This window comes from Terriglobia bacterium (genome assembly GCA_020072645.1).
Lineage (GTDB): Bacteria > Acidobacteriota > Terriglobia > Terriglobales > Acidobacteriaceae > Angelobacter.
The window spans coordinates 1-14,751 of the sequence record JAIQGK010000015.1 but is presented as its reverse complement, the minus strand read 5'-3'; the positions used below and the strand labels follow the sequence as shown (position 1 = coordinate 14,751).

Sequence of the window (14,751 nt, the reverse complement as noted above, 5' to 3'; positions counted from 1 at the left end):
CTCCAGCGGGTCTCCCGGGCATCGCCTTACTCGTGATACATTCAAATCTTCCCTATGACAGAACGCGCTACTCCGCGCTGGCTTGATGTTCTTTGGCTCATCTTTCTTGGCGGACTTGCGCTTATTCCGCCGGTTGCCGAATTACACAAGCAGCTGATTCTGCTGATCATCGGGATCTCGCAATTGCTGGAGACGCAATTCGTACGGCGTGCGGGAAAGCCGGGGCCGGCAATGGCCGTGCTCATCAAGATTGTTCTTGCCACCGTTCTAATCAACCACACGGGCGATCCAGCGGCCATCAATAGCGGCTACTATCCGATCTACTACCTGCCGGTAATGACCGCAGCCATGTATTTTGGGCCCGTTGGAACGCTGCTGTGGACATTGGCTGCGTCAGTGGCTTATAGCTCATATCTGTATCAGGCGAATCTGCACTTCACCATCACAGCCAGCAGCCTGTCTGAGCTGTTAATGCGTGTCCTGTTCTTCTTTTTTGTAGCCATGACGGTAAATCGCTTCGTGATGCAGTACAGGGTGCAGGTGCGGCGGTATCAGGTCCTTTCTGAAACGCTCACCGAGGCGAATCGTAACCTTAAGCTTGCGCAGGACGAGGCGCGCAGAGCGGAAAGGCTGGCGGCGCTCGGCCAGCTTTCTGCCGGTTTGGCCCATGAGATACGCAATCCACTGGGTGTGATCAAGGGCTCGGCGGAAATACTTGCGCAAAAAATAGATGAATCGAATCCGCTCGCGAAAGAACTTGCCGGATATATTTACACTGAAGTGAATCGCGTGAGCGCCCTGGTGAGTCGATTTCTCGATTTTGCGCGGCCCTCCCAGCTTGATCTGGGCTCGCATGACCTGGCCACGGTGGTGGAGCGTTGCCTGAAGACGGTTTCTGAACAGGGCGCATGCAAAAAGGTCAGAATAAAGCGTGACTTTGCTCCCGGCTTGCCGCAAGTCATGCTGGACCATGATTTGTGCGATCAGGTCTTTACCAACTTATTCATGAACGCCTGCGAAGCCATGGGTGAAGAAGGCGGCGATCTACGCGTGAGGCTCCGTGCGTCCGATGAAACTGCTGAAGCGCGAGGCGTTGTGGTGGAGATTGAAGATAGCGGTCCAGGCGTTCCACCGGAATTGAAAGAGCAGATATTCAATCCATTTGTCACCACGAAGAAGTCCGGAGTCGGGCTGGGCTTGGCGATTGTCTCCAAAATTGTTGATGCGCATGGCGGATCACTCAAGCTGGTAAGTGAAGCGGGACATGGCGCATGTTTTCGGGTCACATTTCCGGTGGCGGTAGAGACTGAGACAGGCGCAACAAATTAAAATCCCGCCACGGAAACGCGGAGGCACGGAGAAAGCTGTTCTCCAAGGGCCGTAACAGAAATTTATCCATAAAACTAAGGGTGTGAAATAGGGTTGATCTATATCAGCAGATCGTTAGGGAATAGTGATCCCTCACCCGCAACCCGGGGTTTGGGATAAAAAAATATGGCGAATATCCTTATCGTTGAAGACGAGCCACGCATGCGGCGGCTGTTGGAGATCAGCCTGGGCGAAGACGGACACAGCGTCCAGACGGCGGGCGATGCCGAGACCGGCCTGCGGCACCTGCGTAAGGAATCGGCTGACATAGTGGTGACGGACCTGAAGCTGCCGGGTATGAACGGTCTGGAGTTCCTCCAGGAAGGGAAGCGACTGAATCCCGCTCTGCCGTTCATCGTAATGACGGCTTATGGCAGCGTTGAGACCGCTGTGGACGCAATGAAAGCTGGCGCCAGCGACTATGTGTTGAAACCCTTCACCATGGCTGAGATGAAGCTGGTCATCAATAAGGAGCTCGATGTCCAGCAGGTGCGCGATGAAAACGTGCGTCTGAAAGAGGCCCTGGGCAAGCGGTACCACTTCCAGAACATTGTGGGCCGGAGCAAGAAGATGCAGGAAGTGCTTGCATTGGTCGAGCGCGTAGCGCCAACAAATTCCACGGTACTTATCGGGGGTGAGAGCGGCGTGGGCAAAGATCTGATCGCGCGGGCCATCCACCAGAATTCGCGACGGGCATCCGGCCCGTTCATCAAGATCAACAGCACTGCCATCCCGGACACACTTTTTGAAAGTGAGCTCTTTGGCTTTGAGCGTGGCGCATTTACCGGCGCATTGGCTAGCAAGCCGGGCAAGTTCGAATTGGCCGATAAGGGCACTCTCTTTCTCGATGAAATCGGCGACGTGCCGGCGGCCATTCAGGTAAAGCTGCTGCGTGTCTTGCAGGAACGCGAGTTTGAGCGCCTGGGCGGTACAAAAACGCTGAAAGTTGATATAAGAATGATTGCCGCAACCAATCGCGACCTGCGCGCCGCATTAGAAGAAGGAACCTTCCGCGAGGATCTTTATTATCGGCTGAACGTTGTGCCGATCGATATTCCGCCGCTGCGGGAACACAAAGAAGATATTCCTGACCTGGTGAACCATTTTCTAGCTCGATTTGCTGCTGACAGCGAAAAAGAAATTGAAGGCATCACGCCCCCCGCACTCGACGCATTAATGGAATATCACTGGCCGGGAAACATTCGCCAGCTTGAAAATTGCATCGAGCGCGCGGTGGCATTGTCATTGGGAAGGATGATCGATGAGAAAGACATCCACCTGGATACAAGGCAGAGCAAAGCTGCCGCAGCGTCAACCCCTGCCGATCAATTTCTTCCCGAAGGAATGACTCTGGAGCAGTGGGAAGACAATATGATCCGCGAAGCCCTGAAACGGGCGAACGGCAACAAGAGCCAGGCTGCGCGCCTGCTGGGGCTCTCGCGCAATGCGCTCAGGTACAGGCTGGGCAAACTCGGAGTGGCGGACGAAGGAGAATGAAGACGACCGCAATGCCCATAATTAAAAAGAAGGCCTCGAACATCGAGGCCTTTCCGCTTAATACGGTCGCACTAGCGTTGTCCCCAGAGCGTCAACTCGGGCTTGCCTGAGTTGGGATGGGCTTTGCCGTACCACAGCTCAAAGCTTTTCACAAAGCGGTCGCCTTGCAAAGCTATGGCGCGGCTGTGCCCGCCCCGCCGGATCACATCGCGCACCTGCAGAACTTCCGGCTCGCCGTCGCCATAGTGGACCACAATGCGGTCGAACTCGATGGGGGCATTCTTAATCCGGATCTGCAGGAAGCGGTAACGGCCGGAGGCCTTTCCCACTTCAATATTGTCATGGTCATGCTGGCCGTCAACGTGGGCCTGACCGAGGTAAACCCAGTTATCGGCGTGGGCTGAGGGTGCAACGTAGATCATCAGAGCTACGATAAAAAGTGGAATCAGCGCTTTCTTCATTTTGTGGGTGTTCTCCTCTCAATTTGCATTTTCCCAGGGCACGGAACCGCGACCATCATGGTGTTCTTTGTTCCAGCCGGTCAAGTTCTGAGAATGGTTCCGCTCCATGAAACCCGGAGCAGCAATGTAAGTTGCTGGATTGCAGTTACTAAAGGGTCTCAGAAAATCATGCAACTTTTATGACGCTGCGGAGTTGCGCAGAGAGAAAATTTTGTCCGATTGTCTATCTATCAGTCTGCCGAGGCGGCGATCCTTGCTGGCGATGTTGCCAAAAACTTTGTTCGCAACTGGTGGTTAAGCGGCTCGGAATAAAAACGGGCTACCACATGTCCCAGCGCTCCCGTTAATGCCAATGTGGCGAGAAACCAGAGCGGCGACTGGTGAATGCTCTGATGAAAATGGAAGAACAAGCCCACCATTGCCCAGACCACGAACATGTGAGTGAGATAAACCTCGTAGCTGTTGCGTCCAAACCAGCACAGAAAAGCCGTTGAACGATGCAGATATACACTGATGCGGTTCAAGCCAGAAGCGCCTGTGGGTTTATCTGAATTGTCCACACGCCTCTCAGCGTTCTGCTGTAATGCGATCAGCAGGAGCGCGCTGCCAATCTCCAGGATCGTCACATCGAGGCCCGCTTTATAAAATGCGAGCCGGACAGCAATTCCGCGAAACACGGTGATGAGAAGGCAGAGGAGCGCGCCGGTGATCGAGAATGCCAAGTTTGTTTTCTTGTTCAATGTGATTCTTGCGGCGACCATGGCTGCCAGGCAGCCGAAGGCAATCCCGTCCATACACGAAAGGTAACCATAGTCGGCCCAAAGCTCATTTTGCGTGTGTACACGAAAGAATGGGCCGGTCATCACAAAGCAGACGAGCATGGCGATTAGGAGCGCCTGCTTTCGCACGAGCACGCACATAATCGGGAACAAAACATAAAACATCTCTTCCACAGAGAGGGACCAGAGCACGTCCCATGAAGCGGGCAGGTAGCCGGTTTTGGCTTCGAGCCAGTTCACGTGGAAGGTGAGGGCCGCAATCGAGGCGCGTACCAGCGAAGTATGTTGCGTGTTAACGACGAAGCGCGGAACATTCAGCCGGTCCAGCAAAACCAGCATAAGCAGCAGCCCTGCAAGACACGGCATGATGCGTGCAAATCGCATCTGGTAAAACTGGCGGATATTGAGCTGGCTGAGTCTGCCCCAGCGTTTCAATGACCATGATGTGATCAGGAACCCAGAGATGACAAAGAACATGCGAACGCCGTAATATCCGTTCCAGAACAGCGCACGGTTGGCTGCCGGGCCAATGAACTGGCCCAGGCTGCTGTCATGGAAATGGATCCTCAGATTAATGTGGTGCAGCACCACGGCCACAATGCAAAGGCCGCGGAGCAGATCAATGCCTGGCACCCGTAACTTATCTTGTTGCGCAGCAGCCCCAGCCAGTGACATTGCATCTCCCTGAAAATCTTCAAATATGCATAGTAAATCAGGGTCTTGGCTGAATTAATTACCGCTTTGGCATTTTTGCGGACAACACCTCCTTACTCGGTGGATCATCAGACTATGAAGACCAACGCTAAGCCAGTATCTGCGTTGCTGGTGCTCAACTTTGGTGAAATTATTTGGAGGGAGTTTTGCGAAATCAATGGATCGTGCTGTCAGGACTGCAAAGCCTGAGAATTGCGTCAAAGGATAGCGGTCCTTGTAATGAGTATCGAATTCAGAACCATTCCGTCGAATTTCGCGCGGTCGATGCGCACGGTAAGGCGTATTCTCATCCGTCGCAGTGGCGCGTTCTTGATGGTGAGGAGATCAAGCTCCACTTCGCCTTGCAGACACCTGTGGCAGAGTGGCTGAACAAGAACCTTTACTCAAATTCAACCGCATAAGATCTCATTCTTGAGGGGGGTCTCTGATTTACCTGATTGCGGCACGTTGCGGCTCGCCGGTTTGTTCATCGTACAGGTGGTCCAGGGCTTTCACCATAATTCGGGTATTGCTACTGTTGGGAGCGCGACGGAGAAGCAACTCTGCCTGATGCTCAAATATTCCCAACGCTTGTTCTTCCATCACATACGTGCGCTCTTGTGTGTCCGAGATTACCCAAACGCCGTCGCTGCTTCGAACAATCGAGAGCTCGCGTTTCACTGTTCTTTGCGGCAAAATGCGCCCGTCTTCCTGACACATCGTTTCATCAATCTCAAGAACTACCAATCCTCTCTCATGTTTGACCTTTATTTTTTCCACTTCCAACCGGCTGAAAACCGAGAATGGACGCGCTACGTCTAGCGTTTCACCGGCGATCAATTGTTTCGCTCGTGCTTTACTGTTTGCCATGATTGCCGCTTCGATTTGTAGTCTGCTCGGCATTTGGCGTTGGGCAATGACTGCGACGACGGAAGGAGACCTATTATCGCTTTCGTCCGTGTTCTGAGCGTCTTGCACTGACGAGTCAGTGCGCTCTTGCTGCGAGTTGGGAACGTCACTGTCGGTATTAGCGGCGGAGGGAAGTTCGCTATTGGTCTCGCTACGCGCATTACGTCGGCTTGCAAGTTGCGGGAGGTTATCATCGTTCATGATCCTGGCGAGCAAGTTCATGTCGGCATCAGGACCATGCGATAACGATAAAAACGCGGACGGCCGCGTCGGACCCAGTGCGGCGCCGTCCATGATTCAGTAATAATTCCAGAGCGCACAGAACTGAGGAACGTCTTTTCTTGCGGCGAAAGCACGATGCCCACATGGCCCAGCCACACAGCGAGGTCTCCAGGCTGCGGCATTTTTACCCGCTCAAAATCGCTTACGCCGCGATACAAAACGCGTGAATCCTGATATGGGTAAATAAGCCCGGCGCGCGAATAGAGCAGATGCACCAGATGAGAGCAATCCGGCTTGGGGTGGCGGATTCGCCTTTCCGATTGCAATGCAAATGCAGCCAGTGCTTCGCCCTGTTCAGGTGATACCAGCACTTTAGCGGACGAATCATCATCCGTTTCAGCTCTGGCCTCAAGACTGGCAATTACCGTCAATAGGCACAAGAACAGCAACGCGAATTTTAAAACACATCGCATCAGATCAAATGATTGTGGCCAGGTTCATTGTCTGATGCTTTGATCTGATTCAGAGTTGGTTTCTGGCGAGCCAGTCACTCATTGGTACATGGACGCTTGTTACTAATTGCATCTAATCCTGCTTAATCCCCCAGTAATATTCCTCTCTGGCATGGACCACCAAGTCCTTCTGTTTTGTCTTGACGCTGATCTTGTGAAAGCCTTCACCGGGATCAGTCCTGTCCGGCGTGTATCCAAGACTGTATTGATTGCGAAGGTCCTCTTCAATCTGGACATAAATCTTCTCGACCGTCTGCTTGCCGGAAACTTCAAAAAGCCGGCCGCCGGTTTCGCGCGACATCTGTTCCAGTATCTTTTTCCCGTCCACGCGCGGCTCCTGCGGATATCGGTCGCGACCGCCACCCAGGCCGCCGTGATGGCCGCCCATTCCTCTTCCGCCAAAGCCGCCACCGAAGGAACGGTCATCATCATCCTTAAATAGGATTGAGTGGATAATTGTGTCTGCGCGTTGCGCGGTTTCAATGGCGCTCAGCAAGGTCTCTTTGCTGCCGCGGTCATCTCCATCAGAAAGAACAATCAAAGCTTTTCGTCCAGCCTGCTTTTTCATGAGTTCGTCCGACGCCAGATAGACTGCGTCGTACAGAAGGGTACCGCCGCCGTGACTGCCGCCATCGTGATGACCATGGCGGCCTGGATATCCCCCTGGGTTCTGTCCTTGTGAATTGCCTCCACTGGTTTGAGTGAACTGAGGCGTTTGCAGGCTATCCAACGCAGACCGCAATTTTTCCCGCGAAGAGGTCAAATCCTGGTCCAGTTCTACTTCATGATCAAAATGGATAAGAAATGCTTTGTCTTTGTCCGGCCGCAGCATCTGGTCGATAAAGCTTGAACTAGCGGTGCGCTCCTGGCCCAATACTCGCCGTTGGCTCATGCTGGTATCCACCAGCAAGCCTAGTGTGAGGGGCAGGCTGCTCTCCTGGGAGAAATAGCGGAGCGTTTGCGGGCGACCGTCCTCTGTCAACACGAAATCGTCCTTCGCAAGATTGTTAACGATGTTTCCGTGTTTATCTCGGACGGTGGCAGGCACGTTCACCACCTTCACGCGGACCGTCAAGTCAGCTTTTTCCTGGCTGCGCATCCGCATTCCAACGACTAGTAAGCAGAGAATCGCCACGGCCAGTGAGATCCGCATCACGTGTTCATTCAGTTTGTTGCTTTGCACAACGTCCTCCACAGAGATCGGCTTGTTTGAGTTCCTCTCGGCTGATGTTGAAGGGAATCAGGGATTCACGGCTAGCACGTCACAGGAATTAAGTTTCTTGAGTTGATCTCTGGTGTGATGCTGATTTTCTCGTCCTGCGGTGAGGACTGGAGTAAAGACCTTGTAAGGCGCAGGTAAATTACATGGTCGGAAGCAACGGCGAGAGCGCGAAATGGCATTTTCAATCTTGCATGGCATATCCAGAGCTGAATTCGTTTAAAAAGAACGGTTGACAATCGCGCCGACATCTCATAGCTTAAGCTCTTAAGACTTAATCGCATGACCAGCCGCAAGAATCCGTCGCCTCCCACCCGAGCCGAGCTTCGTATCTTGAACGCATTATGGGAGTTAAAATCGGCCACGATTGAAGAAATCATTCATCATTCCAGTTTTTCTTCGCCGCCCAATTACAAGACCACGCAGACTATCCTTCGTATTATGGAAGAAAAGGGGCTGGCGCGACACACGAACGGCGGGCGCGTGTTTGTGTTTGCGCCGACCGTGACCCGCGAATGGGTGGAACGGCTCTCCGTGCGAAACCTGCTGGAGCAGAATTTTGGCGGCTCGCCAGCAAAACTGCTGGTTAATTTATTGGAATCAGGCCCCGTTGCGGAGAAGGAACTTGAAGAATTAGAAGCCTTGATTCGCAATTACCGCATCCAAAAAGGAGAGATTCAGCACTAAATTCGCTGGCGTGTTTACGTCACGGGCTTTCATTATGAGCGCAGAGGTCTGCCTACATTTCGCCGCTACCTGCCTGAGTTACTTCCTGAAAGTTGCTGTGGCCTTTTTTGCCTGCTGGATATTGGCTCGGCTGCTGAGTACGCCCCGCCAGCGTTTTATTGTCTGGATGGTTTTTTTAACGGGTTCAGCGGCGTATTGGTTGGAACTGGTTGTCAGCGAAGTCAAAGCTCTAATCGCTGGGACGGCAGGCGGGGCGAATGCAACGGTGTCAGCGTCGGCCATCAAGCATTCCGTCATGCTCCCGTTGGCGTGGAGCCACAATACGGTGATCACTATCCAGTGCCTGGGTACGGTTTATGTTGCAGTCTCTCTCGCACTGATCGGAATGGCGGTGTGGAAGCATGTCAGAATGCGCCTGCTACTGAGTCACACAATCGACGCCTCTCCAGCGCTCAACGGGCTTTTTCTTGATATCTCTCGCGACATGGGTTTGTCGCAGTCGCGAATCTCCCGTACCCGGTTGCTGCTGCTGCCCGGACTCAAATCGCCAGCGACGGCGGGCTGGTGGAACCCGCGAATCCTGCTGCCTGAGGTTTGTGAAGAAATCGGCCCAACTCCCCAGGTTGCCGACGTGCTTTGCCATGAGTTAGTCCACATTGCTCGTCGCGACTATCTTTGGGCTGGGCTGAGCGATCTGATCGGCTGCGTTTTGTTCTTTCATCCAGCCGTCTGGAAAGCCCGGAAAGCCATGACGTTGCAGGGCGAGTTAGCTTGCGACCTGGCGGTATTGAAAACACGTCCCGGCGATCGGGCTGATTACGCTGACAGCCTTACATATTTTGTGCGCCTGCGCATGTTGCAGGAAGGCTTTTCGCTGGGTGTGGATTTTGCTGCGTCAACCTCTCTGGGCCTGCGGGTGCGCACCATCTTGACTACGCCAAAGCCCATGGCTTGGTGGGATGGGTGTTCTCGGGCGGCAGCAGGACTGGCTTTGGTCGCGGCTTTTGGCTCTTTTGCTCCATCCATTGCTTTGTCCGTGGGCTTCACTGAACCACTTGTTGAACGCATGCCGAATCCGTCGCCGAGACAGACTGCGGTAGGGCACTCCCACAATGCTCGGAACGCCCAACTCCGCGCGACGCCTTCAGATACGCCTAAGGACTCTCTGACCACGCTGCGCACGCGTTCTTACGTTCCAGAAACTCCCGTTTACACAATGACCAGCAGCTCAAATTCCGCTGCAGGTTCGGCAGGATCTTCCGCAATAGAGCCGGAATCCACGCCGTGGCGGGAAAACCAACCGGCTATCCAACACCCATCCGTGTCCAGCGTCGTTCGTTCCACTCTCAGTGAAATCGCGACCCGAGGAATTCATGTTGGTCGAGGCCGCGACCGTGATGAGCACTAATCGCTGTAAGTCTATGTTTTTCAGTCGATAATTTGATGTCGTAAGGATTTAAGAGTATATTCAAAACAATTCTTAATGTCTTAAGACATCTAGGTCGTCTACGATTTAGGTATCAATCTTGGCGGTGATGAATGACGCAAAGCACTTTGGCTGCTCCCGGCAGCCTATCGGCAGATGCCGGCTATTCCGAGCATGTGAACCCGCAGTGGGTAAAGCTCCTGAGCCTGTTGGAAATGAATGTCCGGTACTCGCGTTGCGTAGGCACAGAGCTGTTTACCTCTGATGGCGGTCGGATTCTCGATTTCCTGTCCGGCTATTGCGTCCATAATCTGGGCCACAACCATCCTGCCGTTATCGCAGCCCTGCATGAAGAACTGGATCGCCGCGGGCCAGCGATGTTGCAGAGCCACGTTCCCGAATTGGCAGGTGAACTGGCGGCGGAATTGTGTCGTCTGGCCGGCCGACGCCTGGAAAAAGTCTACTTCTGCAGTTCTGGCAGCGAAGGGGTTGAGACTGTAATCAAGTTCGCCCGCCTCTTTACCAGGAGAAGCGGCTTGCTTTATTGCACGGGCGCATTTCATGGTCTTACCTGCGGCGCCCTTTCACTGATGGCTGATTCAACCTGGGCTCAGGGTTTTGCGCCGCTGCTGCCGGGCGCAGAGAGCGTGCCCTTTGCCAATCTGGCTGAGCTGGAAACTAAGCTGGCTACTAGGAAGTTTGCGGCATTTGTAATCGAGCCAATTCAGTCTGAGGCCGGGGTTCGCGTGCCGCCGGACAACTACCTTCGCGGTGCGCAGGCGTTGTGCAAGAAATATGGCACGCTTTTTGTACTCGATGAAGTCCAGACCGGGCTTTACCGCACAGGAACTTTTTTAGCCGCACATCATTGGGGACTCGATCCCGATATGGTGGTCTTGGCGAAGGCGCTGAGTGGAGGTCTTGTACCCAGTGGCGCAGTGCTGATGTCCGATGAAATTTACGAATCGGTTTATAGCTCACTGGGCCGGTCAATCATCCATACGTCGACTTACAGCGAAAACGGCTTGGCCATGCGCGCCGGGCTGGCGACTTTACAGACCCTGCAAGATGAAGGGCTGGGAAAGCGCAGCGAAAAGATGGGCCAGCTTCTGCGCCAGTCATTAACGGACGCTCTTTCCGGCTATGAGATGGTGGCCGAGGTGCGCGGCCTGGGCTTGCTCAACGGCATTGAGTTCCGGCGTCCGGAGAGCTGGCAGCTTCGTGTTCCGTTTGAAGCTTTCCGCAAGATACATGAAGGCATGTTCGGGCAAATCATTGTGGGCAAGCTCTTCCGCGAACATGGTTTCCTCACGCAAATGTGCGGCAACAATTTCATGGTATTGAAAGCCGCGCCACCGCTGATGGTAAATGAGCAGCAGATCGCGGACTTTGTGCGCGCCGTAAAGAGCGTAGTGGAAGAAGTTCATTCCTCATCCTCCTTCTGGATGGACGCGCTGCATCTGGCACGGCGGGCGGTAAAAATCTGAAGACTTTGGCCGCGTGCAATTCGACAAAAAAAAGAATCAGGTGACTATGCGAATTATTGGAGCGGGAAGTGCCTTTCCCGGAAATGTTTACAAGCAGCAGGAAATCACTTCCGCGTTGAAGGAAGCCTGGCAATCACAACTGGATAATCCTGAAGTGCTGGATCGCCTTCACTCGCGCTGTGGTGTGGAACGGCGGCATCTTGTCCTGCCGCTGGAAGCGTATGAGCGCGTAACCACCTGGGGACAGGCCAATGACTTATGGATTGATGCAGCCCAGACATTGGGCCGCGACGCGATCTGCCGCGCTATCACCCCGCTCGGGATTTTGCCGCGTGATATTGATGCGCTGTTTTTTGTATCGGTCACCGGCGTAGCCAGTCCATCGATTGACGCGCGGTTGTTGAACCGCATGGGACTTTCTCCGAACATCAAACGTATACCGATGTTTGGACTCGGCTGTGTGGCCGGTGCTGCCGGTCTGGCCCGCGCGGCTGATTACGTGCGCGCTTTCCCGAACCAGATTGCGGTAGTGCTGGCAGTAGAACTCTGTTCTCTCACGTGGCAGCGCGACGATGTCAGCGTTGCCAACATGATTTCTACGGGCCTCTTTGGTGACGGCGCTGCCGCTGCCGTGGTTGCCGGACATGAGACGGATTTCAACGGGCCGGAAATTCTGGCGACAAAATCAGTGTTCTATCCCGGATCGGAAGACGTGATGGGCTGGGACATTTCTGAAACTGGTTTCCACATAGTTCTCTCGCCCGACGTACCGAAAGTTATCCGTGAAAACCTGGGCGGCGACGTGGATGCGTTCCTGGCAGAGACAGGAATCAAACGCAGCGACATCGCGAGTTGGATCATTCACACGGGCGGCTCCAAAGTTCTTGAAGCAGTCGAAGATAGCTTGGACCTTGCGCCTGACGCTCTAAAACTTTCATGGGAATGCTTGAAGCAGGTTGGCAATCTTTCGTCTGCTTCAGTTCTTGTCGTATTGCAGGAAGTGCTGGCGCACCATCGTGGCAAGCCGGGATCTTACAGCGTGCTGGCGGCGATGGGGCCTGGTTTCTGCTCTGAACTGTTATTGCTTCGCTGGTGAAAAAGGATGGGACAAATTTTAGATACAGACGTATTTGTAGTTGGGGGCGGCCCGGCTGGCCTTGCTGCGGCCATCGCCGCCAGTCAGCATGGGCTGCGAGTGATAGTCGCTGATCGTGCACAACCGCCAATCGATAAAGCATGTGGCGAAGGCTTGATGCCCGACAGCCTGGATGTTCTTGCCAGGTTGGGCGTGTCGCTGGAGGGATGCGAGACAGGAACCTTTCATGGAATCAGGTTCATTGGGCCGGAAAGCTCCGTTGCCGCAGAATTTCCCCAGGGCCGCGGGCTGGGTATCCGGCGTGTCTTGCTCCACCAGTTGCTTGTGGAGCAAGCACAAAAGTACCAAGTCGAGATGCTTTGGGGCGCTCGTGTTTCCGCCATACGAAACGATGCAATTTTAGTGAACGGAAGAGCGATCACTTGCCGGTGGATTGTCGGCGCCGATGGACAAAATTCCCGTGTTCGCGAGTGGGCGGGGCTTTCAGCCGGTAGCGGACGCACGCAGAGGATCGGACTGCGCCAGCATTTTCGGGTGCGTCCCTGGAGTGAATACGTTGAAATCTACTGGGGCAACCACGGACAGGCATATGTAACGCCGGTGGGAAGCAATGACGTCTGCGTCGCGTTGATATCGCGGCCAAAATTTCATTCATTTCGTGAAGGCCTCAGCGAGTTTCCTGAACTGGCCGCCCGCCTCAACGATGCAGATTCTTCCACAAGAGCGATGGGGGCATTGAGTATCTCTCGCCAACTGAAGCATGTTTGTCGTGGAAATGTGGCTTTGGTGGGTGAAGCGTCAGGCTCGGTGGATGCAATTACCGGGGAAGGAATGGCGCTCGCTTTCCGTCAGGCGCTCGCCCTGGCTCCGGCACTCGTTGCAGGTGATCTCTCCAGTTATGCCGCTGCTCATAACAAGATCAACAGCCTGCCCGAATTTATGTCGCGCAGCATGTTGTTGATGGACCGGAGCCGATGGTTGCGCCAGAGAAGCTTGCGGGCACTCTCGCGACAGCCCAGCCTCTTTGCGCGGATGCTGGCGGTTCATGTGGGCGAAATGAGGTTCAAGGATTTTGGCGCCAAAGGATTGGCCAATCTTGGCTGGCATCTGTTGTGGGCGTAAAGATCACGCAGAATACAATTGATTTGCAACACTGAGGACTTTTAGATGAGTTCAGCAGTTCGAGTTTTTCGCCATATCGCTTTATTCATTCTCGTTGCGACGGTCGCGGACACTGCGGGGCAGGCGCAACAAAAGACCTTCACACTCGATCCGGCCAAGACCACTGTCAACTTCACGGTTGATTCAACGCTTCATACCGTCCATGGCGACTTTCGTCTTAAGCGCGGCAGCATACAGTTTGACAACGCTACAGGCGCGGCTTCAGGCGAGCTAGTCGTCGACTCGGCCAGCGGCGAGAGTGGCAGTGACGGTCGCGACAAGAGAATGCACAAAGACATCCTTGAGAGTCCGAAATTCTCTGACATCGTCTTCACGCCGCAACATGTGAAGGGCGCGGTCGCAAATGAGGGTAAGTCGACGGTCGAAGTTGAAGGCATTTTAACGATGCATGGCAAATCGAAGCCGGTAAGCATGCCGCTTGAGGTGCAACTGCAAGACGGCTCTGGCTCAGCCGATGGTAGTTTTAACGTGAAATACCAGGAATGGGGAATGAAGAATCCCAGTACGTTTATTCTGCGAGTAAACGACACGGTGAAGATCCATGTGCACGCGGTGGGCAAGATCACGACGGGGATAGCAAAATAAATTTGTGCGCCACTATAAGATCACTCTCTTGCCGCGACTCCCATTGCTCTCACGCGTTTGATAGATCACCAACACGCGTGATCGCCGTCACAGCATGAAGAAGCGGTGATTTTTTAAAGTGCAGGTGTCGACGGTTGAAAAGGTCCCGCGTTACCGAGGATCTCGCGAGCACCAAAGTAAACTGGGTGACCAGCCGACCAGGGTAACTTGGGAGGCAACCAGACCCGAAAAAATCAACGGCACCCCAATGGGTATCTGTTGAGGTTTGGGACTGCAAAAGCAGTGATCACATCAAGGGCTACGATGGCAATGTATCCACGCTGATTGACTTCCTGATAGAAGGCCAGTCGGTTAGAACACGGCCAGCGCCGTGGCCCTTCCAAATTTGTGCTTCCTCTCCTCTCTGACGTTCTTTCCTAAACTTATAAATACCTGTTGATCTCTGCATAAGGGGCGAAAATTTGCGGTCTGTTGCTGCTCTCTGTGACCTATGCCTTTTTAGCATTTAGTGTGCTGATATCCACAATGCTGTATCCAGCCCATGGCATCCTGTGAAGTGATAGCGGCAATAGCCTCAGTGATGGCCGGGTCCAGTGCTTCAGCCGTGCGTGCCTTCAGGGTTCGTAGG

General features: G+C 53.9%; 14 protein-coding genes. 9 read left to right on the top strand and 5 right to left on the bottom strand.

Annotated elements, in window-relative coordinates; all coding sequences use genetic code 11:
• The first annotated feature begins 54 nt into the window (after nt 1-54).
• Both LAO76_21175 and LAO76_21170 read left to right on the top strand, forming a co-directional pair.
• Entirely contained in the window at nt 55-1,329 is a 1,275-nt protein-coding gene (locus LAO76_21175; GenBank protein ID MBZ5493438.1) for a hypothetical protein, read from the top strand.
• 165 nt (nt 1,330-1,494) lie between these two features.
• The gene (locus LAO76_21170; GenBank protein ID MBZ5493437.1) at nt 1,495-2,865 is read left to right on the top strand and encodes a sigma-54 dependent transcriptional regulator; all 1,371 of its coding nucleotides are present in this window, start codon (nt 1,495-1,497) and stop codon (nt 2,863-2,865) included.
• 71 nt (nt 2,866-2,936) lie between these two features.
• Here the strand turns inward: LAO76_21170 and LAO76_21165 are convergent, their stop codons facing one another.
• On the bottom strand, nt 2,937-3,326 hold the full coding sequence (locus LAO76_21165) for a hypothetical protein (protein MBZ5493436.1): 390 nt from the start codon (nt 3,324-3,326) through the stop codon (nt 2,937-2,939).
• 230 nt (nt 3,327-3,556) lie between these two features.
• A complete protein-coding gene (locus LAO76_21160) occupies nt 3,557-4,780 on the bottom strand; it encodes an acyltransferase (GenBank protein MBZ5493435.1) in 1,224 nt (407 codons plus the stop codon).
• A gap of 185 nt (nt 4,781-4,965) precedes the next feature.
• Here LAO76_21160 and LAO76_21155 point away from each other — a divergent pair, with 185 nt between their 5' ends.
• Nucleotides 4,966-5,220, top strand: coding sequence for a hypothetical protein (locus LAO76_21155; GenBank protein ID MBZ5493434.1), 255 nt, complete (start codon nt 4,966-4,968; stop codon nt 5,218-5,220).
• A gap of 28 nt (nt 5,221-5,248) precedes the next feature.
• On the opposite strand, the gene LAO76_21150 is transcribed toward LAO76_21155, so the two are convergent.
• The 3 genes from LAO76_21150 to LAO76_21140 form a co-directional block, all read right to left on the bottom strand.
• Nucleotides 5,249-5,929, bottom strand: coding sequence for a hypothetical protein (locus tag LAO76_21150; GenBank protein MBZ5493433.1), 681 nt, complete (start codon nt 5,927-5,929; stop codon nt 5,249-5,251).
• On the bottom strand, nt 5,926-6,402 hold the full coding sequence (locus tag LAO76_21145; protein MBZ5493432.1) for a CHAP domain-containing protein: 477 nt from the start codon (nt 6,400-6,402) through the stop codon (nt 5,926-5,928). The genes LAO76_21150 and LAO76_21145 overlap by 4 nt, the downstream gene beginning before the upstream one ends.
• 112 nt (nt 6,403-6,514) lie before the next feature.
• A complete protein-coding gene (locus LAO76_21140; protein MBZ5493431.1) occupies nt 6,515-7,594 on the bottom strand; it encodes a VWA domain-containing protein in 1,080 nt (359 codons plus the stop codon).
• Between the two features lie 348 nt (nt 7,595-7,942).
• Between LAO76_21140 and LAO76_21135 the strand changes: the two genes are divergently transcribed.
• The 6 genes from LAO76_21135 to LAO76_21110 all read left to right on the top strand — a co-directional run bounded on the left by LAO76_21135 (nt 7,943) and on the right by LAO76_21110 (nt 14,123).
• On the top strand, nt 7,943-8,347 hold the full coding sequence (locus LAO76_21135) for a BlaI/MecI/CopY family transcriptional regulator (protein MBZ5493430.1): 405 nt from the start codon (nt 7,943-7,945) through the stop codon (nt 8,345-8,347).
• Nucleotides 8,348-8,381: 34 nt separating this feature from the next.
• Complete coding sequence (locus LAO76_21130; protein ID MBZ5493429.1) at nt 8,382-9,755, top strand: M56 family metallopeptidase; 1,374 nt, start codon at nt 8,382-8,384, stop codon at nt 9,753-9,755.
• A gap of 131 nt (nt 9,756-9,886) precedes the next feature.
• On the top strand, nt 9,887-11,260 hold the full coding sequence (locus tag LAO76_21125; protein ID MBZ5493428.1) for an aspartate aminotransferase family protein: 1,374 nt from the start codon (nt 9,887-9,889) through the stop codon (nt 11,258-11,260).
• Nucleotides 11,261-11,306: 46 nt separating this feature from the next.
• Nucleotides 11,307-12,356, top strand: coding sequence for a type III polyketide synthase (locus tag LAO76_21120; GenBank protein MBZ5493427.1), 1,050 nt, complete (start codon nt 11,307-11,309; stop codon nt 12,354-12,356).
• Between the two features lie 6 nt (nt 12,357-12,362).
• The gene (locus tag LAO76_21115; protein ID MBZ5493426.1) at nt 12,363-13,478 is read left to right on the top strand and encodes an NAD(P)/FAD-dependent oxidoreductase; all 1,116 of its coding nucleotides are present in this window, start codon (nt 12,363-12,365) and stop codon (nt 13,476-13,478) included.
• A gap of 45 nt (nt 13,479-13,523) precedes the next feature.
• Complete coding sequence (locus tag LAO76_21110) at nt 13,524-14,123, top strand: YceI family protein (protein ID MBZ5493425.1); 600 nt, start codon at nt 13,524-13,526, stop codon at nt 14,121-14,123.
• Nucleotides 14,124-14,751 lie beyond the last annotated feature (628 nt).